This window comes from Duganella sp. SG902, assembly GCF_013376005.1.
Lineage (GTDB): Bacteria > Pseudomonadota > Gammaproteobacteria > Burkholderiales > Burkholderiaceae_D > Rugamonas.
On sequence record NZ_JABMJK010000007.1, the window covers coordinates 133,535 to 158,945 of the forward strand.

Here is a 25,411-nt window from a genome sequence, read left to right on the forward strand (position 1 = left end):
GTTTTTGAAGCACTGAAAAAAGAAGCCGACCATTCCATAGGTCGGCTTTTTTTGTAGGTGTAGTTTATTATTTCACGATCGAATGTAGACAGGATGCTTGCGGCGCCAGCCAATTGCCCCGAACAACCCGAGGCCGGCCAGAATCATGGCGTAAAGATCTGGTTCGGGAACGGCGGCGGTGATGACGAAAGCCATGTCGCCAAGATCGGCTGCTCGGTTCGTTGCGCCGTCCCATTGCAACGCGTCGGCTTGCCCATTGGCGCTGATCGCATAGGTCCAGACGCTATTTCCGCGCAATACATGCGTGATGCCCAGCCAATAATTACCAGCCGCGAGGTCGATGGCCAGGCCGTCCACGGTCGCGAGTAAATAGCCTTGGTCGATGGCGATCGTGGCCACTGACGTGCCGGAATAAAGCGCCGCGCCGCCGTTGGTTGGGGTGGACGTCCATATACTCCACTTGGTTGCGTCGTAAAAGCCCTCGACAATCCCCACGTTCCAGTTGGCGAACCCGCTTACCGTGGTCGGTGAGGCGAGGGTGAATTGGTCATAGATAGTCCAGGTCCCGGACCCTCCGCACGCCTTCGGACCGGAGATGCAGTGGTAGCTGTTGTCGGCGGGCGCTCCGTTATCGAACACCACCCCGGCCTGGGCCAAGCCACTAGCCAACGTCAATGCGACTATCGCGAAGAAGTTTTTGATATTCATAGATTCCCCCAAATTTGTATCTATTATAATATTTGCAACCGAATGTGGGGGCAGGTTGTTCAATCGTCCCTCCGGTTCTGCGACACCTCAGCCGCAGCCTACCTTCGCAGCGCATCGATGAGCTGTTTCGCCTCCGACAGGAGGAGGGCTACGCATTCCTGGTCGCTGGAATAGCATCGCCCGCCGGTGCTCAGCACCTGCACCCGGGGATCAACCCACGCGGACGGATCCTCGCCGGGGAGCAGTGTGGCTTCGGCCACGGCCGTGTACTTGTTCGGGTGGCCGGCCTCGGTCCTGGCGTTGCACCGTATGGTGATCTCCCAGCCGCGATAAATTTGTTGAAGGATGTGTGGCATAGCCGGTCTCAGCTGAGCGTTGCGAATAGCATAACGCAACCATCGGCAAGTAATGATTGCTTTTTGCTATCGAATCAAGGTTGATTGTTCTGTCGTGCCCTGAATAAGCGCCCAAAATCTCCTGGTATGAATTTATTAATTTATTTTGGAAATAGTATTTCCATAACATTATTTTCATTGTATTATTTAATTAAATTTTAACAACCGTTAGTCAGGAGCTGGGATGAAGAACCAAAAGTTTGTTGGACTGCTCGCCACCGCTGTCTTCGCGCTGGCCACGTCGTCCGCGGCGACCGCCGCCAATTACATCGGGATCAGCGGCGCGCACGCCGACTTTTACTATGACGCGGATTTATATGGCATTGGCACCGCATCGGTGGTGGGCGACAGCATCAGTTTTGCCTTGCCGTCGTTTTATTCCGCCACCGCGACCTCCAAGACCGCTAACGATAACGCCTCCGAGACTCTTAGCGACAACTTCAACAAGGGCCTGATCGCGGTGGCCCACACGGGCTATCAGCTCAACGCCAGTCTGACCACCTCTGTCACGGTGGAATTCATCAACACCGGCGGCAGAAGCAACGGCATGCTCCAGGAAAGCTACTATGTCTACGAGGGTGGCTATTACAACGGCCATGTCACCAGGTCGTCGCGCCTGTTCATCGGATCGTCGGCGAATTTTTATGAAAGCTTCACTTCGCCAGGCACCGTGATTAAGAGTTCCGCTCCGGATACGGATTTTGGCTCGGGCCTGTATTCCACCCTGATCGTCGAGGATGGTTTCTACTACTCGGCTGGTCTACTGGGCTTGGGTAGCGCCAGCACCAGCGTCACCTCTGTGAGTTACGGTTTTACGGCGCTGACCATCGGCACACCGCCGATCACGCCGGTGCCCGAACCTGAGACGTATGCCATGCTGCTGGCCGGATTGGGAGTGCTCGCCGCCGCCAGCCGCCGTCGCAAGCAAGGCTGATGCAACTTTAATGCAACCATTTTCGAAGGAATGACTGTGAAGATATTTAGATCCCTACGCGTGGTTTTGCCCGCTTTGTTGACGATGGGTGTGACAGCCGGCGCCCAAGCCGCCAATTATGTGACGCTGAGCGGCGTCAATGTGGACTTCCTGGTGGATGCTGACTATTTTGACCTCGGTGGCGTAATGGTGACCGGCAACGCGATTGCCTTTAACTTCGCGCCGGACCGCTATGTGACCAGTGTTGAGAACACGCGTCCGAGCCGTCTGGGCGATTCCACTTTCTATGGCAGCACAGCCACGCGTGGCCTATTGGTGATCGCCCACCAGGGCTACGACCTGGGCAGCTCCTTTACCAGCAATGCCACTGCCAATTACGTGCGCTCGGCGAACGCGGATAACGGTGGGAATGTGTACATCAGCAGCAAGGGGTACATCGGCAGCTACGCGGGCGGTGTATTTTCCGGCGACACCGTGAGCGATTCGAGTTCATTCATCAACTTTAGCTACAGCAAGGCCAACATTACTTATTACAGCAACTTCAGCTCGTCCACCACCGCAACGAATGCGCTCGCATTGGATGTTGGCTTTAATGCTTCGCTGTGGGTTTCCGGCCTCGGTTCGGCATCGGCCGGCGCCACCAGCCTGACCTATCAGTTCACCGCCGTGGCCGACGGTTCGCCGCTGCCTCCGCCGGGCAGCCTGGTGCCGCCAGTGAGCAATGTGCCGGAACCTGGAACCTACGCGATGCTGCTGGCCGGTTTGGGCTTGCTGGGCCTGGTTCGCCGTCGCAAGTAGCAAGCATTTCCCGCGACATCTCGTCACAGATCCAGCGCATGTTTGTGGATTACCCAGCCCAGCGCGGCATGGGCGCCGACGATGTCGCGCCGCTGCAGGCAGCGCTGGATCGCCTCGGCATCCCACGCGCCAAAGGTGGCGGCGAACTCCGGCGCGCAGGCGGCGAACAGCGTCTGCGCCAGGTCGCCGCCGGCGCGCAGCGCCTGGTCCAGCCGCCTTAACTCGTCCAGCCAGGCGGCGGGTGGCCGGGCGGCGGCGGCGGTGGCGTCCAGGGCCTGGTCCGGCAAACGCCGCTCGAGATTGGCGCATAGCTCGGCCAGCGCGGCTTCCAGCGCGTCGAGCGCGCCGTTCAGCGCTTCCGGCGGCGGACGCTGGCGCGCCGCGCGCTCGAACGCGTCGGCCAGCCGCGCCAGCCGGGCCGCGCCCAGGCTTTCCGCCACCGCGCGCAGGGAATGGGCGTGGCGTTCGGCGGCCTCATGGTCCGCCGCCGCCAGCGCCGCGCGCAGCCGGGCGCCGCAATCGCGCTCGTCCCGCAGGAACATGCGCAACACCTTGAGCAATAGCGCGTCGTCGCCGTTGACGGATTTGCGCGCGTGCGCCAGGTCCAGCCCGGCCACCTCGTCCGGCAGGGCCGGCGTCGCCTCCGCGCCCGGGCCGCGCGGCGCCGTGTGCGTGGCGGCCGGCAGATAGCGCGCCAGCACACGGTACAGCTCGGCCGGCATCAGGGGCTTGCCGAGGTGGTCGTTGAAGCCGGCCTCCTTGCAGCGCCGTCGCTCGTCGGGCAGGACGTTGGCGGTGACGGCGATGATCGGCAGCGCGTCGAAGCGGCGGTCGGCGCGCAGCCGCAGCGCCACCGTGTGGCCGTCGATCTCCGGCATGTGCAGATCCAGCAGCACCAGCTGGTAGCGCCGCGGCGCGTCCGCCGCCCGCAGCCGCTCGATGGCGATCCTGCCGCTGCCGGCCACCTCGACCTCGATGCCGCAGGCCCGCAACATGCCGACCGCGATTTCCTGGTTGATGGCGTTGTCCTCGGCCAGCAGCACGCGCGCGCCCTTGAATTGCGGCACCGCCTCGCGCGCGCCATCGTCGGCCGGCGCCGGCGCGAACAGCCGCGTCAGGGTCGCCAGCAGGCTGCCGCGCGTGACCGGCTTGGCCAGCATGGCGTCGACGCCGGCCGCCAGCGCCGCCTCGTCCGCCGCCTGCGTGGCGCCGGCGGTCAACAGCGCGAACCGCGGCCGCCCGGCGTCGCCCGCATACAGATGGCGGATCAGGGCCGGGCCGGGCCGCCGCGCGCCGGCCAGCAGCAGATCGAACGGCGCGGCGGCGTCGCGCACCTCGGCCAGCGCGTCCGCCGGGCTGGCCGCCGCCACCACGGCGATGCCGAGATGCTCCAGCGCGCCGCGCAGCGCCGCGCGGGCCGCCGCGTTGTCGTCGACCACCAGCACCCGCAGGCCGTTCAGCGCGGCCGGCAGCGGCCGCGCCGGCTGGTCGGCCGCGTGCTCCAGGCTGAGCTCGATGGTGAAGCAGCTGCCGGCGCCGGCCTGGCTTTCGGCGCGGATGGTCCCGCCCATCAGCTCGACCAGGTTCTTGCAGATGCTCAGCCCCAGACCGGTGCCGCCGAACTTGCGCGTCGAGGAGCTGTCGGCCTGGGAGAACGGCTGGAACAGCCGGCCCAGCACGTCCGCCGACATGCCGATGCCGGTGTCGCGCACGCTGAAGGCCAGGCGGCTCCGGCCCGGCCCGCGCTCGAGCCGCCGCACCGTCAGCACCACCTCGCCGCGCGCGGTGAACTTGAGCGCGTTGTTGACCAGGTTGATCAGCACCTGGCCGAGGCGCAGCGCGTCGCCGCGCAGGCGGCGCGGCACCTCGGCCGGCACCACGAAGTTGCATTCCAGCGGACCGCCGCGGCCGCCCCCGCCGACGGCCGCGACATGGGCCAGCAGCTCGTCCAGGTCGAAATCGGCGGTCTCGATCTCGACCTTGCCGGCCTCGATCTTGGAGAAGTCGAGGATGCCGCTGACGATGCCCAGCAGCGAGGTGCCGGCCTGGTGGATCTTCTGCAGCTGCTCGCGCTGGCCGCCCGCCGACTCGGCGTTCAGCGCCAGGTAGGACAGGCCGATCACCGCGTTCATCGGCGTGCGGATCTCGTGGCTCATGTTGGCCAGGAACATGGACTTGGCCTGGGTCGCCTCCTCGGCGCGCGCGCGGGCCGCCTCGGCCTGCCTGAACAGCAGCGCGTTCTGCAGCGCCGCGCCGAGGTGCGAGGCGATGGTCTCCAGCAGGCGCTGGTCGCTGGCGCGGTAGGCCGGCGCGCCGCCGCCGCGGCGCACCGTCAGCGCCCCCAGCGCCACGCCGTTGGCGATGATGGGCACGCACAGCTCGGCCGGCGCCAGCTCGCCGCGGCCGGCGCCGATCACGCGCGCGCCGCGGCCGGCGTCATGCAGGCCCGGCCGCGCCGGCGCGCCGGCGGCGTACGGCACCTCGAGGGCGCCGCTGTCGCGCTCCAGCAGGGTGATCTCGGTGCCGCCGGCGTCGAACATGCGGTGCACCTGGTCGCCGACCAGCGCGATCAGCGTGTCCAGGTCGAGCTTGCCGGCGAGGGTGTGCGCCAGGCGGTTGACCTCCGCCAGCTCGGCGTTGCGCTCGCTGGCCAGCCGGTGCTCGCGCTCGGCCTCGCCGCGCTGCTGCTCGGCCAGCGCCTTCTGCTGCAGCACCTCGGCGGTGCGCAGCGCCACCTCGCGCTCGAGCGCGCCGCGCTGGGCCGCCAGGCGCCAGGTGCGCAGCCGGTAGGCGCCGTACAGGGCGCCCGCGGTCAGCAGCGCCATGGCGGCGCGGAACCACCAGGTCTGGTACCACCACGGCAGCACGGTGACGGCCAGGTCCAGGGTTTGCGTGCTCCAGGCGCCGCTGCGGTTGGAGCCGCGGATGGCCAGCCGGTAGCGGCCGGGCGGCAGGTTGGTGTAGGACGCCACCCGGTGCGCGGCGTCGGCCGCGATCCAGTCGCGGTCGAAGCCCTCCAGCCGGTAGGCGTAGCGGTTGCGCTCGGGCGCGGTGAAGTCCAGCGCGGCGAACTCCACGGCGAAGCTGTTGGCCTCGGCCCGCACCAGCAGCGGCGCGGCGGCGTCGTGCCGGCCGCCGGGCGGCACCGGCTGGCCGCCCAGCCGCAGCTCGGTGACCACCAGCGGCGCGTCCAGGCGCCACGGCCGGTAGCGCTCCGGGTGCACGATGGTGAGGCCGCCCGAGCCGCCGAACACCAGCTCGCCGCTGGCGGTGGCCACGCCGGCGTGCGACCAGTAGGGCGAGTAGCGCACCCCGTCCGCGCGGCCCAGCACGCCGATGGCGAGGGTGTCCGGGTCGATCACCACGATGCCGTCGTCGGTGCTGCACCAGACCCGCCCCTGGCGGTCCGCCAGCAGGGTGCCGGTGTTGATGTTGGGCATGCCCTGGGCCGCGCCGAGCCGGCGGAAGCGGCGCGCGCCGCTTCCACCGCCCTCCATCACGTCGATGCCGCCGTTGCTGCCCACCCACAGCCGGCCGCGGCGGTCGGTGTGCAGGGTGTTGACGTAGGCGTTGCTCAGCGCGGCGGGATCGAGCGGGTCGCCGAGGATGCGCTCGAGCACGGCGCCGCTGGCGCGGTCCACCCGGTTCAGGCCGGTGCGCGTGCCGACCCACATGGTGCCGTCCGGCGCGCGGTGCAGGGTGGTCACGTCCATGCCGCTCAACCCCTCGACGTGGCGCACCTTCTCCAGCCCGCCGCGGCCGTCGCGGCGCGCCAGGTACACGCCCTCGGTGGCGGTGCCGATCCAGAGCAGGTCGCCGTCCTCGGCCAGCGCGCGCAGGCGCAGCCGCTCGAGCCACGGCGCCGCCACCCGGACGGCGTCGCGGCCGCCCGGCCCCGAGCGGTACAGCCCGGCGCTGGTGGCCACCCACACCACGCCGTCGGCGCCGGCCAGCAGCGTCGAGACGTGGGTGGCGGGGCCGGGATCGTCGTCGCGCCGGCGCCGTGGCTGCCAGCCGGCCGCCGTGCCGCGGCGCGGGTCGATCAGGTCGGCGCCATGGCGCACCGAGGCGGCCCAGATCTCGCCGCCGGGCGTCAGCGCCAGCGCGTTGTAATAAAGATCGGACAGGCCCGGGCGGTCGTCGCGCCGCTGGCCGAGGGACATCACGGCCGGCAGCGGCTCCGACCGGCTCAGGCCGCTGTCGGTGGCGAGCCAGATCGAGCCGGCGCGGTCGGTCAGTAGCGCGCGCAGCATGCCGCTGGCGAAGCCGCCGGGCGCCTGGCCGTCGAAGGTGGCGCGCCGCAGGCGGCCGCTGGCCGGATCGACGATGGCGACGCCGCCGGCGAAGGAGCTGATCCAGATGTCGCCGCCGGCCGCCTCGCTGATGCCGGTGATGATTTCATTCTTCATCAGCGTGGCCGCCTCGGCGCTGTCGGCGTAGCGCGCGGCCGCCGCGCCGCCGGGCGGCAGCACGAACACGCCGCGGTCGCGCGTGCCTATCCACAGGCGCCCGGCGCTGTCCATGAACAGGGCGCTGGCCACGGCGCCGTCCGGCAGCGGCAGCTGGACGAAGCCGGCCGCGCCGCGCGCGCGCCACACCAGCCCCTTGAGCGTGGCCACCCACAGCGTGCCACGCGGGTCGAGGTACACGGCCTTGACGGCGTCGCCCGGCGGACTGCCGGGATTGGCGTCGTCGTGCCGGTAGTGGGTGATGCGGGCGCGCGCCGGCTCGGCCACGCCGGCCATGTGGTCCAGGCCGCGGTCGGTGCCGATCCACAGGCCGTCCGCGCCGTCGCCGGCGATGGCGCGCACGCCGCCCGGCGACAGCGCCGAGTTCTTGCTGTGGTAGGTGACGAAGTCGTCCGTCTCCGGCCGGTAGCGCGCCAGGCCGCCGTTCACCGTCCCCACCCACAGCAGGCCGCGCTGGTCCACATGCACCGCCACGATGAAGTTGTCGGGCAGCGAGCGGCTGTCGCCGGCGACGCTGGTGTAGTTGCGGAACCGGTAGCCGTCCCAGCGCGACAAGCCGCCCTGGGTGCCCACCCACAGAAAGCCGGCCTGGTCCTGGGCGATGTCGGTGGTGACGGGATTGGACAGGCCGTTCTGCGCGCCATAGTTCTGGAACACGGGCTGCGCCAGCCGCGACCAGCCGTCGGCCCCGGCCTCGGGCGGGCCGGCGGCGGCCGGCCCGGCCAGCGCGACGGCGCAGGCGGTCAGCAGGCCCGGCCAGGCCCGTGTCCACCACCGATTATGTATCCAAGCCGCCAACCGCCGCCCCCGCTAGATGTCCCCTGTTGCACAGATTACCATTTCCCTGGAATGCCAGACATCAGCAATGCCTGACAGCGGGGTAGGGAAATCCCTGCTATTACCGCGCGGCGGCCCGCCGCGCCATGGGCCACGCGATCGGCCCGATTTCTGACCTGAAAATAAGGATTTCCTGATGGAGGATATTGCCCCGAAATTACTATAATTGCTTATTCGCAACGCACGACTGATCATGCAAAACCATGAGCCACGGAGATCCCAACAAGACGGACTACATCCCGCTGGACCGGCATATCAAGTCCATCTCCCGTTACTACCTGGGCACGCTGGCGGCGGTGATCGTCATCGTGCTGATCATTTACGCCGCCATGCAGGTGGTGCTGGAACGGCATTCCGTGCAGCAGAGCATCAGCTTTCTCACCAGCAACCAGTTCATCCAATTCCAGCAGCTCAAGGGCACCGCCCGGGCCTTGATGCGCGGCGCCACCAACGAGGTGGTGCCGGACAATGTGCTGAACCACATGATCGACGATCTCAACCAGCAAATCGCCGGCATCAGGGACACTGGCGCCCGGCTGCACCGCCTGCGCCTGCAGCTCGACAAGGACGCCCGGCCCAGCGATCTTGACCTGCGTCTCGCCGCCTTCATCGAGCGCGCCGAGAAGCTCGGCAAGTTCAGCAACGACAGCCGCAGCCGGCATTACTCGTTCTGGGGGCCGATAGATTTCGCCGCCGCCTCCGACGGCGCCATCATGCGCGGTTTCCAGCTGGAGGTCGCGCAGTCGTTCGACAAGAGCCAGGACAGCATCGTCGCGGCCAAGCGGATCAGCGCCCTGTTGATCCTGTCGCTGCTGGCCGCGCTTTGCCTGGTCGGGGCGCTGGTCATTCTTCCGCTGCTGAGGAAGCTGCGCACCGAAAACGACAAGAAGGAGGCCTTCGAACGCGAGCTGTCGGTGCTGGTGCACAAGGATAGCCTGACCGGCCTGTGCAACCGCCGCTCGTTCAATCAACAGCTGGAGCGGCTGGTCCAGCCGCGCCACGCGGATGGCGGCCAGCCGGCGTCCGCCCCGTTCGCGCTGCTGTTGATCGACCTCGATGATTTCAAGGCCGTCAACGACACCTTCGGACACCAAACCGGCGACCGGCTGCTGATCGAGGCGGCGCGGCGCATCACCTCCAGCCTGGCGGCCGGCGCCATCGCGGCGCGGCTGGGCGGCGATGAATTCGCGGTGCTGGCGCCCGGCGTCGCCGACAACGCGGCGGCCGAGGCGCTGGTGGCGCGCCTGCGCGCGCTGCTGGTGGTGCCGTTCGCGTTCGAGGGCCACACCCACCGCATCTGCGCCAGCATCGGCGGCGCCATCTTCCCCGAGCACGGCGCCGACGGCAAGGCCCTGATCCGCTGCGCCGACCTGGCGCTGTACGCCGCGAAGGTGGAACGCAACAGCGAGGTCATGTTCAACGCCGCGCTCATGGCCGACCGCCTGGCGGAAAGCCGGCTGCGCGCCGAGCTGTACCAGGCGGTCGAGGCGGGCGAGTTCCTGGTGTATTATCAACCAAAGATCGATATCCGCACCGGCCGCCACCTGGCGTTCGAGGCGCTGGTGCGCTGGCGCCATCCGCAGCTCGGCATCCTGCCGCCGGGACGCTTCCTGCATCTGCTCGACACGGCGCCGCTGATGACGGCGATGACCGAGATCGTCGTGAACAGGGTGGCCGCGGACATCCGCGGCTGGCGCGACGCCGGCCTGGAGTTTGGCAGCGTGGCCATCAACATGCCCGAGACCGCCCTGATATCCGACGCCGGCTACGGCATGTTGAGCGGCGCGGTGCAGCGGCATGCGATCGAATGGAGCGACCTCGCGATCGAAATCACCGAGGACGTCTTTGTGAACAAATACGCGCAGCAAATCCTGGCCACCGTCCTCAAGCTGCGCGAGCGCGGGGTATCGATCGCGCTCGACGATTTCGGCACCGGCTTCGCCTCGCTGACCAACCTCCGGAATTTCCATTTCGACGACATCAAGATCGACCGCAGCTTCGTGTCCGAAATCGGCAAGGAGGTCAAGTCGGAGCAGATCATCAAGGCCATGATCAATCTCGCCGCCAATCTCGGCAAGCGCTGCGTGGCCGAAGGCGTGGAGACGGAGGAGCAGGTCCTGTTCCTGCGGCAGGCCGGCTGCGTCATCGCGCAGGGCTATTTCTATGCACAACCCCAGCCGTTCGAGGCCGCGACGCCCAGCCTGGCGTCCGCCTTGGCGATTTCATGACGGGACGGATAGCACCATGAGCACACGCAGACCCTCGATGAGCGCCGGATGCGCGGCCCTGCTGCTCGCGGCCGCCGGCGCGGCCCATGCCCAGGCCCCTGCCGCGCCGGCGGTGGAGGTCGCGCACTACTGGGTCTCGCCCAGCGAGCGCAAGGCGTTCGACGTCTACCGCGACGCCTGGCGCGGGCTGGGCGGCAAGTGGTTCGATCTGCCGTCCCGCAACAAGCTGGCGCAGGTGAACATGGCCACCGAGATGATCGCCAACGGTTATCCCCCCGCCGTGATCCAGTGGAACGCCAATCGGGAAAGCATGGAGCTGGCGTCGATGGGCGTGATCCAGGATATCGACGAAGTCGCGGCCGCCGATCACTGGCGCGATTTCCTGCCACGGAATTTGATCAATCACATCAGCTACAAGGGGCATATCTATTTCGCGCCGGTCGATATCCACGCCGAGAACTGGGTCTGGACCAACAAGAAGATATTCGACGAGTTGAAACTCATCCCGCCGACCAGCTGGGAAGGTGTGCTGGCCAGCGCGGCGAAAATCAAGCAGGCCGGCTACACCCCCATCGCGCTCGGATCGGGCGCGTGGGAGATTTCCTTGCTCTTCAACGACATCGTCTACGCCGTCTACGGACCCGACGGGTACAACCGCCTGCTGGCGGGGGGCGATTCCAACGCCGCCATGGAGCCGGCGATGCTCAAGGCGCTGGACATCCTGCGGCGCCTGAGCGCCTTTGTCGATCCGGCCCGGAGCGGCAAGACCTGGGTCGACGCCACGCTCTCGGTGGGGCGGGGCCGGGCGGCCATGCAGTTCATGGGCGACTACGCAAAAGGGGAGCTGGAGCAGGCCGGCCTGAAGGTCGACAGGGATTTCCGCTGCACGCTGGCGCCGGGGACGGAGTCGATTTACTTCGTCGTGATCGACGCGTTCGCGTTTCCGGTCTCGAATAACGAGCAGGTGCGCCGTTCCCAGCGGCTGTTCGCGCGCCAGCTCATGAATGTCAACAACCAGCTCGCCTTCAACCGCATCAAGGGATCGATCCCGCCGCGCACCGACATCCAGCGCAGCCATCTCGACACCTGCGGCAAGGTCGGCCTGGATCTGATTTCGCGCGAGAACGGGCAGGTGTTCGCGCAATCCATGCTCATGCCGCCGCAAATGTCGCAGGGGTGGATCGATATCGTGGCCGACTACTTCAACAATCCAAAGATCCCGCCCCTGCAGACCCAGCGCCAGCTGGCGGAGGTGCTGTCGCAAAAATGAGGCGCGGCGGCGCTAGCGCGCCGGCAGCACGGTGCCGCGCAGCGCGCCGAAGCCGATGCGCGGATGGCGGCCGGCCCTGGTCCAGCCGCGCATCTCGATGGTGTCGCCATCCTCCAGGAACAGCCGCTGTTCGCCGCCAGGCAAGGTCAGCGGCTGTTTGCCGTTGGCGGTCAGTTCCAGCAAGGAGCCGGCTTCCTCCGGCAGCGGGCCCGACTGCGTGCCCGATCCCAGCAGGTCGCCGGCCTGCAAGGCGCAACCGTTGACGGTGTGGTGCGCCAGCAGCTGCGCCACGGTCCAGTAGGAATGGCGGAAGTTGGACTGCGAGATGCGCGCCGGCGCGATACCGTCGCGGCGCATGGCGGCCGTTTGCAGCAGCACCTCCAGTTCGATGTCGAAGCCGCCGCTGTCGCGCAGCGCCGGGTAATCGAGGTAGGGCAGCGGCTGCGGATCGGCGGCGTCGCGCCGCCACGCGGCGCGGTACGGCGCCAGCGCTTCCAGCGTGACGATCCATGGCGAGATGGTGGTGGCGAAGTTCTTCGACAGGAACGGCCCCAGCGGCTGGTATTCCCACGCCTGCAAATCGCGCGCCGACCAGTCGTTGAGCAGGCACAGGCCGAACACGTGCCGCTCGGCGTCGGCCGCCGCGATCGGCTCGCCGCGTTCATTGCCGCCGCCGACGAAGATGCCCACCTCCAGCTCATAGTCCAGCCGCTGGCTGGGGCCGAACACCGGCGCGGCCTCGGTGGCGCCGCGCGTCTGGCCGCGCGGGCGGTGGAAGGCCTGGCCCGAGACGCCGATGGTGGAGGCGCGCCCGTGGTAGCCGATCGGCACCCATTTGTAGTTGGGCAGCAGCGGGTTGTCCGGGCGGAACAGCTTGCCCACCGCCGTGGCGTGATGGATGGAGGTGTAGAAGTCGGTGTAGTCGCCGATCCGCGCCGGCACCGCGAATTCCGCCTCGGCCTGCGGCACCAGGATTTCGGGGCGCGGCGTGGCGTTGTCGCGCAGCAGGCGCGACAGGGCAAGGCGCAGCGCCGACCACGCGGCTGGGCCGGCTTCCATCAGCGCGTTGAGGTTGGAGCGCGCGCCCAGCATGGCGGCCGAGCGCGCCAGCGGATCGGCGTCCTCCAGCGCCGGGCCGAGCGCGGCCAGCGCGGCGATCTGGTCGCCGATGGCGACGCCGCCGCCGAACACGGCATCGCGGTCGGCGCGGCGGAACAGGCAGAACGGCAGGTTCTGGATCGGGAAGTCGGTGTCCGCCGTGTTGGCCGAGGCCACCCAGCTGCGCAGCGCCGGGTCGTGGGTTTCGTTCAGTTGCATGCTCATGCCTGATTCGGGTTGAAGTTTTTCTTGAAGCCTTGCCAGCACTGGTAGTAGTCCGGCTGCAGTTGCGGCGAGGCCAGCGCGTGCGCGGTCGGCAGGATGACGTTGATGGTCTCGAACATGAAGGCCATGGTGTGGTCGATTTTTTGCGGCGTGCTGGTGTCGATGGCGCTGGCCTTTTCAAAGGTCGGCGCATCGGGGCCGTGGCCGCTCATGCAGTTGTGCAGGCTGGCGCCGCCGGGACGGAAGCCGGACGATTTGGCGTCGTACTGGCCTTCGATCAGGCCCATGAACTCGCTGGCGACGTTGCGGTGGAACCAGGGCGGGCGGAAGGTGTTCTCGGCCGCCAGCCAGCGCGGCGGGAAGATCACGAAGTCCAGCGTGTCCACGCCCGGCGTGTCGGACGGCGCGTGCAGCACCAGGAAGATCGACGGGTCCGGATGGTCGTAGCTGATCGAGCCGATGGTGTTGAAATGGCGCAGGTCGTACTTGTACGGCGCGTAGTTGCCATGCCACGCCACCACGTCCAGCGGCGAGTGGCCGATGCGCGCGCTCCACAGGTTGCCGCTGAACTTGGCCACCAGTTCGAAGTCGCCCTCCTTGTCCTCGTAGGCCGCCTGGGGCGTCAGGAAATCGCGCGGATTGGCCAGGCCGTTGGAGCCGATCGGGCCCATGTCCGGCAGGCGCAGCAGGGCGCCGAAGTTTTCGCAGAGGTAGCCGCGCGCGCCGCCGTCCGGCAGGCTGACCTGGAAACGCACGCCGCGCGGCACCACGGCGATCTCCTGCGGCTCGATGTCGATCACGCCCATTTCGGTGGCGATGCGCAGGCGGCCCTCCTGCGGCACGATCAGCAGTTCGCCGTCGGCGTTGTAGAAGTAGCGGCCGTCCATGTCGCGGTTGGCTGCATACAGGTGGATGGCGCAGCCGGCGTTGCCGGCCATGGTCACCCAGCCCTCGATGAAATCGGTCGGCGCGTCCGGCATCGGCAGCGGATCCCAGCGCAGCTGGTTGGGCGGCGCGGCGACCTCGTTGAAGTTGCTGACGATGCGACCGTTGCCGATCTGCTTGAAGGGCTGGTGCATGGCGGACGGGCGGATGCGGTACAGCCAGCTGCGGCGGTTGTGCGCGCGCGGCGCCGTGAAGGCGGTGCCGGATAGTTGTTCCGCGTACAGGCCGTAAGGCGCGCGCTGCGGCGAATTCTGGTGGGCGGGCAGGGCGCCGGGCAGGGCTTCCGTGGCGAACTCATTGCCGAAGCCGGACAGGTAGCTCATGGTGTCTCCTTGGTGATCTTGCTGATATCCAGCGCTCAATGTAGTGCAAACCCATGGGATTTGCGATATAAATGGAAAAATGTGGACTATTTATACTGTAAATAATGGACCTGCGCGACCTGGATTTGAATCTGTTGCTGGTGTTTCGCGAGATCATGCGCGAGCGCCAGATTTCCGCCGCCGCCAAGCGGTTGCGGCTGACGCAGTCGGCGGTCAGCAACGCGCTGGCGCGGTTGCGCGCAAGCACCGGCGACGACCTGTTCGTGCGCACCGCCGAGGGCATGCAGCCGACGCCGCTGGCGGAAGGCATGGCGGACGCGGTCGGCGCGGCGCTGTCGCAACTGGAGCAGGCGTTGCGCCCGCCGCCGGCCTTCGAGCCGGCCGGCAGCCGTCGCCGCTTCACGCTGGCCATGACCGACGTTGGCGAAATCCACTTCATGCCGCGCCTGATCGAGCGCTGCGCTGTGCTGGCGCCGCAGGTGGAGATCGCCACCGTGCGGCTGGGCGCGGTGCATCCGCGCGGCGAACTGGAGGAGGGACGCATCGACCTGGTGCTGGGCGCGTTCGAAGATGCGCCGGAGGCGTGGTTTCAGCGCCGCCTGTTCCGGCAGTCGGTGGTCACGCTGTTTCGCCGGGGGCATCCGTTGGCCGAGGGGCGCCTGACACAGGCGCGCCTGGCGGCGGCGCGGCATCTGGTGGTGACGGCGATGGACAGCCCGTACGACGCCATCAACCAGGCCTTGACCGGCGCCGGTGTCGACCTGCGGCGCGCCTTCAGCGTGCCGCATTTCGCGGCCGTGCCGTACATCCTCAGCACGACGGACATGGTGGCGACGGTGCCGCAGAAGCTGGCCGAGCGCGCCGCCGGGCCGTTCCAGCTGTGTCAGGCGCCGTCGCCGCTGGGCTTGCCGCTTTTGCAGACCAATATGTTCTGGCATCGGCGCTTTCATCAGGACCCCGGCTTGTGCTGGCTGCGCGAATTGATCGCGGAGAATTTTGGCGAACGGATGAAATAGTTTTCAAAAAGAAAGTCATCTGATGATATTATCAACGTGGCATGATAACTACAGATATTTATAGGAATTTACCGATTTATCGCTGATTTTTATTTAATGTTTCCTTATGGTTGTATGATGACATGGCAGTCATATGATGACTTGCACTTTTCATCGTTTGGCTGCGTGTTGCGTTAAAACCTTCCAATAACAATCGCAAGGAGACAATGATGGCTTTGAAACACACAGTGATTTTTGGCGCGGTGGCGCTGTTGTGCAGCGCCGGCGCATCGGCGGCGGACTGGCCCAGCGGCTATTCCAAATGCGCGGACAGTGGCGGCACCTGCAAGGTAGGCACCAGCAGCCGGCAGGTGTCGTTCGGCATCAAGGATAAGTGGGTAATCGGTACGTTCTCGGGCAATATCTTGTGTGACGTGGCCACGTTCGGCAGCGATCCCTATCCGGGGCTGGCCAAGAAATGCGCTGTCGGCCCGTTGGCCACGCCAACGCCTACGCCGACCCCCACGCCGACCCCGACACCCACGCCAACGCCAACGCCAACGCCGACCCCGACACCAACGCCAACTCCGACACCCACGCCAACGCCAACCGACGCCACCCTGGAAGCGGCACCTTCCACCGGCTGGGCCGGCCAGAACGGCGGCACCACCGGCGGTGCGGCGGCGCCAGCGACCGCCATCTACACGGTCAGCTCGGCGGCGCAACTGGTCGCGGCCATCAAGGCGCAGGGCGACAATCCCAAGATCATCAAACTGTACGGCACCATCGACCCGACCGCGGCCGATAACGGCGGCCCATACAAGGACACCACCGACCAGGCCGCGCGCCTGCAGATCAAGCTGGGCAGCAACACCACCCTGATCGGCACCGGCAGCGACACCAAGCTGGTCAATGCCAACCTGGTCATCAACGGCAAGCAAAACGTCATCATCCGCAACCTGAACATCGTGATGCCGTGCGATATCGCGCCGGTATGGGATCCGGACGATGGCAGCACCGGCAACTGGAACTCGGAATACGACGGCATCACCGTGCTGGCGTCGAAAAACGTCTGGATCGACCACAACGCCTTCACCGACGCGCCGAAAACCGACGACAAGCTGCCGATCGAGAACGGCAAGATCAAGCAGTGTCACGACGGCGCGCTGGACGTCAAGAATGGCTCGGATTACGTGACCATCTCCAACAACCGCTTCGAGCTGCACGAGAAGAACAACCTGATCGGCTCATCCGACAGCAAGACCAGCGACGACGGCCACCTGACCGTCACCTTCAACAACAACTACTTCCTGAACGTGGCGGAGCGCGCGCCGCGCGTGCGCTTCGGCAAGGTTCACATCTATAACAACTACTTCGAAGGCTCGCGCTCGCACCCGGTCTACAAGCATCAGTACAGCATCGGCGTGGCGTACAAGGCGAAAATCATCGCGCAGAACAACGCGTTTGAGATCGCCGGCGCGTCCAGCTGCCCGGACATCATGAAGAATCCGGGCTCGTCCAGCATGACCGGCGCGATCGTGGAATCGGGCTCCCTGCTGAACGGCGGCGCCCTCAGCGCCGGCGGCGCGTGCAGCTTCAGCAACGCTGTGGGCTGGACCGTCCCCTACAGCGTCAACCTGCTGAACGCGGCAGACGTCAAACAGTCCGTGCTCGGCAACGCCGGCACGGGCAAGCTGACGGTGAAATAGATGCGCGGAGCGCCTTAATCGGCGCTTTCCAGCACGGCGCGGCCGAGCAGCGGTTGCAGCGGCCGCGCGTTGTGCGGGTACAGGTGGGTGAAGCGGCGCAGCTGTGCCGCCGACAGTTCGACCGGGGTTTTCAGCACGTACCAGTTCACGCCTTCGCTGCATGGCGGCGTGGTGAGCGAGCCGGCGAAGTTATAGTAGCCGTGCGCGGCAGGCAGCAATTGGGAGACGTCGAGCGTCACGCCTTCCGGATCCTGCTGCACCTCCTTCTCTTTCGGAATCGCTTGCCACACGGTCTGCACCAGCGGGTTGGTCTTGCCGCGCTTGAACAGCACGGCAACGACCGCCAGCTTGCCATCGGCATCGCGGTGCACCAGGTGCGCCACCAGCGGATAGCGGTGGCCCTTGATGCTTTCCTCGCTAGGCGTGTGGAAGTGGAATTGCAACAGCTGGTATTCATGGCCATCGATGCTCAGCTTGCTGCCTGGGGCGTAGTTCACCTGCACGGTATGGCCGTTGTCGATGATGTGCAACGGCGTCGGCGCGTAGCTGAAATTCAGCGCTGGCAGGGCGCTCTTGCTGGTGGCGCGAATGTCGATCGGCGATTGCTCGTGGCCCAGCTTGCAGCTGCTGAATTCAGCTTGCAGGTTGCCCCAGTTTTGCGGACCGTGCGCGCCATCATAGCTCCAGCTCGCATGGGGCTCGGCGGCCAGGGCGAAGGCGGGCAGCAGGGTGGCGCAAAGCAGGAGGCGGCGTGGCAGATGCATGGATAATCCTTTAGTGAATAATCCCGTTACGTTCGCACTGTTTTTTTTACCCGTCAATCGGAAGACTATTACCATTTGGAAAGGTTGTGTGTGGGGGGGGCGGAGCTCATGCGTCGAACTCGGCCCAGACCAGGTGGTGGTCGGAGGCCTCGTCGCTGGCCTTGGTGACGGTATCGTAGGGCTGCCACAATTTCGGGTGGTAGCTGCCCTGGCGCTCGATGCCGGTGTTCGTCAGGCGCTGGCGCAGCGCCGGTGACATGATGAGGTAGTCGATCTTGTTGGCGGCGGTGCCGGTGCCGTAGGTGCCGGGCCGGTCGGTCGGGTAGGATGGGTGGTCCTGGATATCGGTGAAGCCGTCCTGCCACAGGCTGTTGAACAGTGGCTGTGCCGGCGTGTCGTTCAGGTCCCCCGCGATCAGCACATGGGGCGTGCGTTCCAGCCCGGCGACGGCGATGGCGTGGGCGCGCTCGGCCTGCGCGCGCCGCTTTTCCTGCATGGCCGGCGTATCGCCGCCGCGCTTGGATTTGAAGTGGTTGGGCAGCACCAGCAATTCGCCGCCGTCCGGCAGCGCGATCCAGTATTCGGGACAGTCGCGCGAGAAAATGCGGCTGCCGTCCGGCCTGGCGTCGTCCACGTGGCTGGCCATGCCGCTGATCGGGTAGCGGCTCAGGATGCCGACGTCGATGCCGCGCTCGTCGTTGCCGTCGATGACCATGTGGTGCGGGTAGCCGTGGTTGAACTGGGCCTTGAGCACCTGGCTGTTGAAGCGGCCCAGCGTCGGGCGCGATTCGACCTCCACGCACACCAGAATGTCTGGATTGACGCCGGCGATCACGCGCGCGGTGTTGTAGGTGGCGGCCCAGGTCACTTCGCCCATGCGCAGGTCGAACCAGCCGGTCCAGTCGGCCCGGCCGGCGGCGACAATGGTCACCGCGCCGGTTTTGGAACGCGAATACAACTGGCCGCGCACCCGGTTCAGGACGACGTAGGTATTCGACGGCGCGTTCAGGCTGCTGAAGCGATAGACCTCGTCCAGTTCGAGCAGGCGCCGCTTGTCGTGGCCGCTGTAGCTGTCCTTCTCCACGATGGCGTTCAACTCCGCGTGGTCTTCCACCGCCTGCCGTCCGGCCGCCTCGGCCTCGTCGGACAGCGCCAGCGGGCGCGTGAACAGGTTTTCCATGTTAAAACTGGCGATACGGATAGTCATGGCGGCGCTCCCCGGGTTTGCTGTTGAAAAGACAACTATCTGGGCCATCATAATCCCGCCCGGTTACCGGAGCATGACGCCGGCCAAGCCTTTGCACCGGGACTGTAAAACTGCTACTATTATCTGATATCGATAACAAACGGAGATGCGGTCATGATGAAATCCTTGTTCCTGGCGCTCATGCTGGCGGCCGGCGCCAGCACGGCGGACGCCGCGCCCTGGCCGCTGTACCGCGATCCGGTCTACGATGGCGCCGCCGACGTCTCCATCATCTACGACCGCGCGGAAAAACTGTGGAAGATGTTCTACACCAACCGCCGCGCCACCATGAAGCTTGAGGACCGCGACGACGTGGCCTGGGTGCACGGCACCGCCATCGGCGTCGCCACCTCGGCCGATGGCGCGCACTGGCGCTACCAGGGCACGGCCAGGCTGCCGGCCTCATGCACGGACGCCACCTCGTGGGCGCCGGAGCTGTTCTATGAAAATGGCGTCTATCACATGTGGCTCACCGTGGTGCCGGGCATCTTCCACCGCTGGGGCGTGCCGGGCGCGGAAGGGCGCATCGTGCACCTGACCAGCAACAACCTGAACGACTGGTCCTGCGACAGCAAGGTGGATGTGGGCACCAGCCGCATCATCGACGCGAGCGTGCTCAAGCTGGGCGACCGCTACCGCATGTGGTACAAGGACGAAACCGTCGGCGGCCTCATCGTGGCGGCCGACAGCACCGACCTGCGCAGCTGGCGCAAGTCCGGCGAGCCGGTCTCCACCACCCATGCCGAAGGGCCGAAAGTATTCCAGTTCAAGGGCAGCTACTGGATGGTGGCCGACGCCTGGAAAGGCCTGATGGTGCTTCGCTCGGACGACGCCACGCACTGGCGGCAGCAGGAGGGCTACATCCTGTCCGAACCGGGTGTGCACGCCACCGACCAAGCCATCGGCCAGCATGCCGACGTGGTGGTCAGCGGCGGGCGCGCGTTCATCTATTACTTCGTCCATCAGGGCAGGGAGCCGCAAGCGGCGGCCGATCCTCACTGGTGGCAGCGTACCGTGATCCAGGTGGCGGAATTGATCTACACGGATGGCAAGCTGACGGTGGACCGCGACGCCGGCCTGTCGTTCCAGCTGATCGCCCCCGACCAGTGAAAAATTGTTGGGAATGTATCAGTCGCGCTACAGACGGACGCGGCAAGCGTGGTACATTTCGTGGCCGCCCCTTAAACGCAATAATTTGTTATCGATAACTTGCTAAAAATTGTGATCGATAACGGAGGGCGGCGTCCATCAATTAAAAAGGAGACATATGAATACCCTCTCACTTCGGGGTGTCACGGCCGCCGTGGCATCTGCATTGCTGTGGCTGGCCGTATCCCCGGCCGGCGCCATCACCGTCGTGGCCACGCCGCAGGCCGTGCCCACCGTCAGCGCGGCCGGCTTCAAGCACCCGGCGCTGGGCTTCACGCTGGAGCAGCTGGAATACGCGCGCCAGCAGGTCAGGGCGGACGTGGAGCCGTACAAGACTTACTACAACACGCTGGCCACGGTGTGCTGCAACTACGCCAGCCTCGACCTGCAACCGACCAACCGCGACCCCAGCAAGGTCGATACCCCGAACACGCCGAACTACAACAACGGCACCGGCCAGACGCGCATGATCAACGATTCACAGGGCGCCCTGACCCAGGCCATCCTGTACTACATGACCGGCAGGAACGAGTACCGCCGCAACGCCATGCGCATCCTGCGGACCTGGAGCAATATGAATCCCAACGGTTACGCCTACTTCCCGGACGCGCACATCCACAATGGCGTGCCGCTGTTCCGCATGCTGATGGCGGCCGAGATCATGCGCTACACGCCGGCCGACGCCACCTACACCGCCTATCCGCTGGCTTGGACCGCGACCGACACGCAAAAGCTCAAGGACAACCTGATCGACCCGATGGAGCGCACCTTCTTCGCCAGCAACGAGCGCTTCATGAACCAGCACGTGTATTCGATCGCCGGGCGGCTGGCGGGCGCCATCTTCACCGACAATCGCGCGCGCTACGATGAGACGGTGGAATGGCTGACGGTGAACGCCACCTCCACCCGGCAGGACATCAACGGCGGCATCCTGCCCTTGATTCCACGGATCGACGCCGACAATCCGCTCAACACGGTCGGCTATCCTTTCTATCAAATCCAGGAAATGATGCGCGACCAGGCGCACGGCGGCGACAATGTCGACAACCTGATCGGCCTGCTGCGGCTGGTGAATTCTCAGGGCACCAAGGTCGACCCCTACACCGGCAAACCGTCCACGGCCGGCGACGCGGTCAGCGTCTATCACTTCGGCGGCGACCGGGTGCTGATGGGCGCCAACTCCTACGCCCAGTTCATGCTTGGCTATAAAGCGCCATGGGCCGACACCACCGGCGGCAGTTCCGGCATGTCCGAAGCCTACCGCGGCCGCCTGTACGCCGCCGAGGGCATCGCGGAAGTCTACAACGTCTACAAGTACGAGCAGGGCGTGGACGTCGATACCGTCGCGCCTTACCTGGCCACCGCCGCCGCGCACCAGAACGGCTTCGTCACGCCATGGGGGCGCGGCACGCCGGACAACAAGGACTTCGGCGCGGAAGCCTTCATCACGCTGCCCAAGGCGCTGACCGGCAAAACGCTGCCGCCCAACACCGGCATGCTGGAAACCGAGCGCAAGACCATTTACCTGAACGGCGACTGGAGCACGCTCACCGAGGGCGACCGCACCTTTGGCCGGGGCCAGGTCACGCCGTCCGGCGCCACCGTGGTATTCCACGACATCGTGTACGCCGACCGCAGCAAGTACGCGCCGGTGGGCATGATGATCCGCACCAACGCCGTCACCAAGCTGGCCGCCAGCGGCACCGTGGACGGCAAGCCGTGGTGCGAGATGACGGTGCCGAATACGGAGGGCCAGTGGCGCTACATCGTGCCGGACGCCTCGACCGCCGCCACCGGCGCGCGCAGGCTGGGCGACAACATCATCTATTTCAAGTTCACCGGCGCCGAGGGCGCCAGCGTGGACGTCGACTTCGTCAACCTGAACGCGCCCACCCAGTTGACGCCGCCGCGCTTCGCCATGCCGGTGTTCCCGCTGACCGAGTATGTGGTGCAGGGCATGGCCTACCGCGCCACCTATACGGCCACCGACGCCAATCCGGCCGACACGGTGAGCTACAAGGCCGTCAGCATTCCGGCCGGCGCCAGCCTGGACAGCGCCACCGGCGCCCTGGTCTGGACGCCGACGCCGGACCAGGTGGGCGAGCATGACATCGTCATCAGCGCCACCGACGGCGTCGCCATCAGCACCATGACCGCGCGCCTGAGCGTGCAGCCGGACCGTCAGACGGCCTTCCTGGCGGCGCAGGGCGGCTACGATGTCGCCTCGGTCTACACCACGCCATCGTTGGCCGCCTTCAAGGCGGAACTGGCGCCGCTGCAGCAGGCGGTGGCCAGCACCTCGGACGCCGACTTCCCGGCGCTGCTGAAGAAAGTGCAGACGGTGACGCAAAAGCTGGAACTGCTCAATCCGCGCCTGCCGTCGGACGGCAGCCTGGACTGGAGCAAGAACATGGTCACCACCACCGTGCTCAATCCGGCGGCGATACCGGGGCTGGTGGATGACGACTACAACACCACCTCCGGCGATCTGCGCGACGTGGTCACGCTGGACTATGGCGAGAACTACCGCGTGGCAGCCAGCGCCTTCGGCATCCGTCCGCGCTTCATGTTCGGCAACCGCACGCAGGGCATCAATGTCTACGGTTCCAACGACAAGTCCAGCTGGACCTTGCTGAGCAGCCGCGAAACCAGCGACACCAGCGGCCAGAACTTCATCATGGAAGTGATACCGGTGGTGCCAGGGCAGGAAAACCAGAAATACCGCTACTTCATGGTACGCGTCGACCATCCGGGTCCGCCGACCGATCCGGCCTATCCCGGCATTTCCTCGTACAGCGAGCTGCATTTCTATGGCAGCCGCTACGACTTGCTGGCCCCGGTCGACGTCAGCGCCAGCGTGAAGATGCAGCAGTCGGGGCTGACGGTGAACCGCTTCACGCAGAAGTACACTGGCACGGTGACCATCACCAACACCACGCAGCAAACCATCAGCGGGCCGCTGCAATTCACGCTGGAGAACCTGACGCCCGGCGTCACGCTGGATAACGCCACCGGCTTCAAGGATGGCGTGCCCTACATCACGCTGCCGGCCGCCGACCTGGCGCCGGGCCAGAGCGTCACGCTGAGCACCACCTTCAGCAATCCATCGAAACTGGCGATCAGCTACGGCCGCAAGCTGATCAGCGCAAAATACTAAGGAGACCAAGATGACTTTCGTAAAAGACCTGTTGACGAAGCTGCTGTTCGCCGCCTTGCTGCTGGGCGGAGCAGGGCAGGCGTCGGCGCAGAGCTACACCGTCACCATCGATACCGCCACGCTGGGCGGCGGTTCGGCCTACCTGGGCCTGTACTTCCTGGGGCTGGCCGACGCGGCGCCCGCGAGCGCCACGGTCAGCCACTTGCTGGGCGACCTGAGCGGCCCGGCGCAGCTGTCCGGCGCGGTCAGCGGCACGTTGCCGGGGCCGTTGGTGTTCGGCAATGGCGGCGAGCTGGTGCAGGCCGTCACGCTGGGCGGCGTGCTGAAGTTCAACCTCAGCCTGACGGCGGGCGGCGGCGACGCCGGCATGACCTTCGGCTGGTCGCTGTTCAACGACAGCAGCTATCTGGGCGCGGATGGCGACCTGGGCACCGTGGCGCTGCAGCCGGGCGCGCCGAATGTCGTCAGCGGCTTCAGCGCCGTCAGCAGCGTGGCGGCCGTGCCTGAGCCGGCCAGCTACGCGTTGCTGCTGGCCGGGCTGCTGTGCCTGGTGCTGTTCCCGCGGCTGTTGCGCGTACGCCGCACCGCCTGACCTGTAACGCGGCCGGGGCCGGCGGGCCGGCGGTCCCGGCCGCACGAAGTGTTTGACAGCCCGACAGAGCTCATATAATCTCTGTTATCGATATCAAAAATTAAAATCAGGAGACAATTTGTACCTCGTACGCATACTCATGGGCGTGCTGGCCTGCCTGCACCTTTCGTTGGCGGCGGCCCAGACCCAGGTCCATCCTTTCCCCAGCCCGGTGCGTTATACCCACCATAACGACGATTTCACCGTGCGCGTGCGGACCCCGGGCGGCGTCTGGCAGGACCTGTACGAATACAAGGTCAAGGTCGACCTCGACAAGCCGCAGGAAGCGTCGATGGTGTATTTCAATTTCGACGGCACGGTGGAACTGGCGGTGCAGAAGAACAACGGCATGTTTTCCAAGGTCGCCGTGCGGCCGGACGCCAAGGGCCTGAAGCCGGTGGTCAAGGACGGCATCGCCTACATCACGCTGCGGCGCCCGGAAAACCTCAGCATCGAGTTTGATGACGACCGCCTGCACAACCTGCACGTGTTCACCCACGCCATCCGCAAGGACATGCCGGCCGTGCCGGCCGACCTGTCGTCCAACGATATCGGCGTCGGCAAGACCCCGGACCTGACGCAGAAAACCGTGTTCTTCGGCCCCGGCGTCCATAGCGGCGAGTTCCGCCTGCGCTCGCACAGCACGGTGTACATCCACGGTTCGGCTATCCTCAAGAACCCGCTGCTGCTGGATGGGGTGGAGGACGTCAAGGTGATCAGCGACGGCCTGTTCGACGGCGTCGAGATGATGACCATCCGTAATTCCCGCAACGTCGAGATCGACGGTCCCATCTTCATCAACCAGCCGCACGGCACCATGCGCTGCGTCACCTCGCAGGATCTGGTCGAACGCAACATCCGCACCATCGGCGCGGGGCAGTGGTCGGACGGGCTGGGGCACTTCGCCTGCGAGCGCGTGACCATCAGCGACAGCTTCATCCGCACCTCGGACGACTGCCTGACCTTCTACAACCACCGCTGGGACATCTGGGGCAACACGCGCGACGTCAAGGTCAGCGGGACCACCCTGTGGGCGGACGTGGCGCACGCCATCATGATCGGCATCCACGGCAACACGCCGACCGCCGAGCATCCGCAATCCGAAGTGCTGGAGCGGCTGCGCTTCAGCGACATCGACATCCTCGACCACGACGAGGACGAGCCCGAGTACGAGGGCGCGCTCGGCATCATGGCCGGCGACGACAACCTGGTGCGCGACGTGGTGTTCGAGGATATCCGGGTCGAACGCATCGAGGAGGGCAAGCTGTTCAACCTGAAAATCGCCTACACCGCCAAGTACAACACCAGCCCGGGTCTGGGCGTCGAGAACATTACGCTGCGCAACATCAAGTACTCCGGCCGCGGTTCGCCGAGCGCCGCACGCATCACGGGACATGACGCCAGCCGCAAGGTAAAAAATGTCATACTAGAGAACGTTACCATGGGCGGCAAAAAGCTCACCAGGCCGGAACCCGGCGTGCTGGAGGTGAACGAATTTGTCGAAGGCATCCAGTTCCGTTGAAAAGGGTA

17 protein-coding genes are annotated in these 25,411 nt (G+C 66.0%); 10 read left to right on the forward strand and 7 right to left on the reverse strand.

What is annotated here, in order from left to right; genetic code table 11:
* Positions 1–72: 72 nt before the first annotated feature.
* Together FHW83_RS30790 and FHW83_RS16835 are read right to left on the reverse strand one after the other, a co-directional pair.
* Positions 73–708, reverse strand: coding sequence for a PEP-CTERM sorting domain-containing protein (locus FHW83_RS30790; RefSeq protein ID WP_176647497.1), 636 nt, complete (start codon positions 706–708; stop codon positions 73–75).
* A 98-nt stretch (positions 709–806) separates the two neighbouring features.
* Complete coding sequence (locus tag FHW83_RS16835) at positions 807–1,064, reverse strand: hypothetical protein (protein WP_176647498.1); 258 nt, start codon at positions 1,062–1,064, stop codon at positions 807–809.
* A 223-nt stretch (positions 1,065–1,287) separates the two neighbouring features.
* Between FHW83_RS16835 and FHW83_RS30795 the strand changes: the two genes are divergently transcribed.
* Positions 1,288–2,037, forward strand: coding sequence for a PEP-CTERM sorting domain-containing protein (locus tag FHW83_RS30795; protein ID WP_176647499.1), 750 nt, complete (start codon positions 1,288–1,290; stop codon positions 2,035–2,037).
* A 36-nt stretch (positions 2,038–2,073) separates the two neighbouring features.
* Entirely contained in the window at positions 2,074–2,835 is a 762-nt protein-coding gene (locus FHW83_RS16845; protein ID WP_176647500.1) for a PEP-CTERM sorting domain-containing protein, read from the forward strand.
* 23 nt (positions 2,836–2,858) lie between these two features.
* Here FHW83_RS16845 and FHW83_RS16850 read toward each other — a convergent pair whose 3' ends face one another.
* Complete coding sequence (locus FHW83_RS16850) at positions 2,859–8,102, reverse strand: two-component regulator propeller domain-containing protein (RefSeq protein ID WP_176647501.1); 5,244 nt, start codon at positions 8,100–8,102, stop codon at positions 2,859–2,861.
* A 242-nt stretch (positions 8,103–8,344) separates the two neighbouring features.
* Here FHW83_RS16850 and FHW83_RS16855 point away from each other — a divergent pair, with 242 nt between their 5' ends.
* Complete coding sequence (locus FHW83_RS16855) at positions 8,345–10,369, forward strand: bifunctional diguanylate cyclase/phosphodiesterase (protein WP_176647502.1); 2,025 nt, start codon at positions 8,345–8,347, stop codon at positions 10,367–10,369.
* Between the two features lie 16 nt (positions 10,370–10,385).
* Positions 10,386–11,639, forward strand: coding sequence for an ABC transporter substrate-binding protein (locus FHW83_RS16860; protein WP_229224228.1), 1,254 nt, complete (start codon positions 10,386–10,388; stop codon positions 11,637–11,639).
* Positions 11,640–11,651: 12 nt separating this feature from the next.
* On the opposite strand, the gene fahA is transcribed toward FHW83_RS16860, so the two are convergent.
* Positions 11,652–12,962 (reverse strand): fumarylacetoacetase, encoded by a 1,311-nt coding sequence (fahA, locus tag FHW83_RS16865; protein WP_176647503.1) that lies wholly within the window; start codon positions 12,960–12,962, stop codon positions 11,652–11,654.
* Complete coding sequence (hmgA, locus tag FHW83_RS16870) at positions 12,959–14,230, reverse strand: homogentisate 1,2-dioxygenase (protein ID WP_176647504.1); 1,272 nt, start codon at positions 14,228–14,230, stop codon at positions 12,959–12,961. Before hmgA ends, fahA begins: the two co-directional genes overlap by 4 nt.
* A gap of 104 nt (positions 14,231–14,334) precedes the next feature.
* Between hmgA and FHW83_RS16875 the strand changes: the two genes are divergently transcribed.
* Together FHW83_RS16875 and FHW83_RS16880 are read left to right on the forward strand one after the other, a co-directional pair.
* The gene (locus tag FHW83_RS16875) at positions 14,335–15,246 is read left to right on the forward strand and encodes a LysR family transcriptional regulator (protein ID WP_176647505.1); all 912 of its coding nucleotides are present in this window, start codon (positions 14,335–14,337) and stop codon (positions 15,244–15,246) included.
* Positions 15,247–15,452: 206 nt separating this feature from the next.
* Positions 15,453–16,934: a polysaccharide lyase family 1 protein gene (locus tag FHW83_RS16880; RefSeq protein ID WP_218106321.1), complete on the forward strand. Its 1,482-nt coding sequence runs from the start codon at positions 15,453–15,455 to the stop codon at positions 16,932–16,934.
* Positions 16,935–16,948: 14 nt separating this feature from the next.
* Here FHW83_RS16880 and FHW83_RS16885 read toward each other — a convergent pair whose 3' ends face one another.
* Both FHW83_RS16885 and FHW83_RS16890 read right to left on the reverse strand, forming a co-directional pair.
* Positions 16,949–17,698: a carbonic anhydrase gene (locus tag FHW83_RS16885; RefSeq protein ID WP_176647506.1), complete on the reverse strand. Its 750-nt coding sequence runs from the start codon at positions 17,696–17,698 to the stop codon at positions 16,949–16,951.
* A 106-nt stretch (positions 17,699–17,804) separates the two neighbouring features.
* The gene (locus FHW83_RS16890; protein ID WP_176647507.1) at positions 17,805–18,905 is read right to left on the reverse strand and encodes an endonuclease/exonuclease/phosphatase family protein; all 1,101 of its coding nucleotides are present in this window, start codon (positions 18,903–18,905) and stop codon (positions 17,805–17,807) included.
* A gap of 153 nt (positions 18,906–19,058) precedes the next feature.
* Between FHW83_RS16890 and FHW83_RS16895 the strand changes: the two genes are divergently transcribed.
* From FHW83_RS16895 to FHW83_RS16910, 4 genes are all read left to right on the forward strand, one after another.
* A complete protein-coding gene (locus FHW83_RS16895) occupies positions 19,059–20,054 on the forward strand; it encodes a family 43 glycosylhydrolase (RefSeq protein WP_176647508.1) in 996 nt (331 codons plus the stop codon).
* Positions 20,055–20,211: 157 nt separating this feature from the next.
* Positions 20,212–23,250, forward strand: a complete 3,039-nt coding sequence (locus tag FHW83_RS16900) for a putative Ig domain-containing protein (RefSeq protein WP_176647509.1) — start codon at positions 20,212–20,214, stop codon at positions 23,248–23,250.
* Between the two features lie 10 nt (positions 23,251–23,260).
* Complete coding sequence (locus tag FHW83_RS16905; RefSeq protein WP_176647510.1) at positions 23,261–23,842, forward strand: NF038129 family PEP-CTERM protein; 582 nt, start codon at positions 23,261–23,263, stop codon at positions 23,840–23,842.
* A 118-nt stretch (positions 23,843–23,960) separates the two neighbouring features.
* Positions 23,961–25,403, forward strand: coding sequence for a glycoside hydrolase (locus FHW83_RS16910; protein ID WP_176647511.1), 1,443 nt, complete (start codon positions 23,961–23,963; stop codon positions 25,401–25,403).
* Positions 25,404–25,411: the final 8 nt, after the last annotated feature.

Coding starts and splice junctions, on each gene's coding strand:
- FHW83_RS30790 (WP_176647497.1), bottom strand. CDS start 708: ATGAATATCAAAAACTTCTTCGCGATAGTCGCATTGACGTTGGCTAGT.
- FHW83_RS16835 (WP_176647498.1), bottom strand. CDS start 1,064: ATGCCACACATCCTTCAACAAATTTATCGCGGCTGGGAGATCACCATA.
- FHW83_RS30795 (WP_176647499.1), top strand. CDS start 1,288: ATGAAGAACCAAAAGTTTGTTGGACTGCTCGCCACCGCTGTCTTCGCG.
- FHW83_RS16855 (WP_176647502.1), top strand. CDS start 8,345: ATGAGCCACGGAGATCCCAACAAGACGGACTACATCCCGCTGGACCGG.
- FHW83_RS16860 (WP_229224228.1), top strand. CDS start 10,386: ATGAGCACACGCAGACCCTCGATGAGCGCCGGATGCGCGGCCCTGCTG.
- fahA (WP_176647503.1), bottom strand. CDS start 12,962: ATGAGCATGCAACTGAACGAAACCCACGACCCGGCGCTGCGCAGCTGG.
- hmgA (WP_176647504.1), bottom strand. CDS start 14,230: ATGAGCTACCTGTCCGGCTTCGGCAATGAGTTCGCCACGGAAGCCCTG.
- FHW83_RS16875 (WP_176647505.1), top strand. CDS start 14,335: ATGGACCTGCGCGACCTGGATTTGAATCTGTTGCTGGTGTTTCGCGAG.
- FHW83_RS16880 (WP_218106321.1), top strand. CDS start 15,453: ATGATGGCTTTGAAACACACAGTGATTTTTGGCGCGGTGGCGCTGTTG.
- FHW83_RS16885 (WP_176647506.1), bottom strand. CDS start 17,698: ATGCATCTGCCACGCCGCCTCCTGCTTTGCGCCACCCTGCTGCCCGCC.
- FHW83_RS16890 (WP_176647507.1), bottom strand. CDS start 18,905: ATGACTATCCGTATCGCCAGTTTTAACATGGAAAACCTGTTCACGCGC.
- FHW83_RS16895 (WP_176647508.1), top strand. CDS start 19,059: ATGATGAAATCCTTGTTCCTGGCGCTCATGCTGGCGGCCGGCGCCAGC.
- FHW83_RS16900 (WP_176647509.1), top strand. CDS start 20,212: ATGAATACCCTCTCACTTCGGGGTGTCACGGCCGCCGTGGCATCTGCA.
- FHW83_RS16905 (WP_176647510.1), top strand. CDS start 23,261: ATGACTTTCGTAAAAGACCTGTTGACGAAGCTGCTGTTCGCCGCCTTG.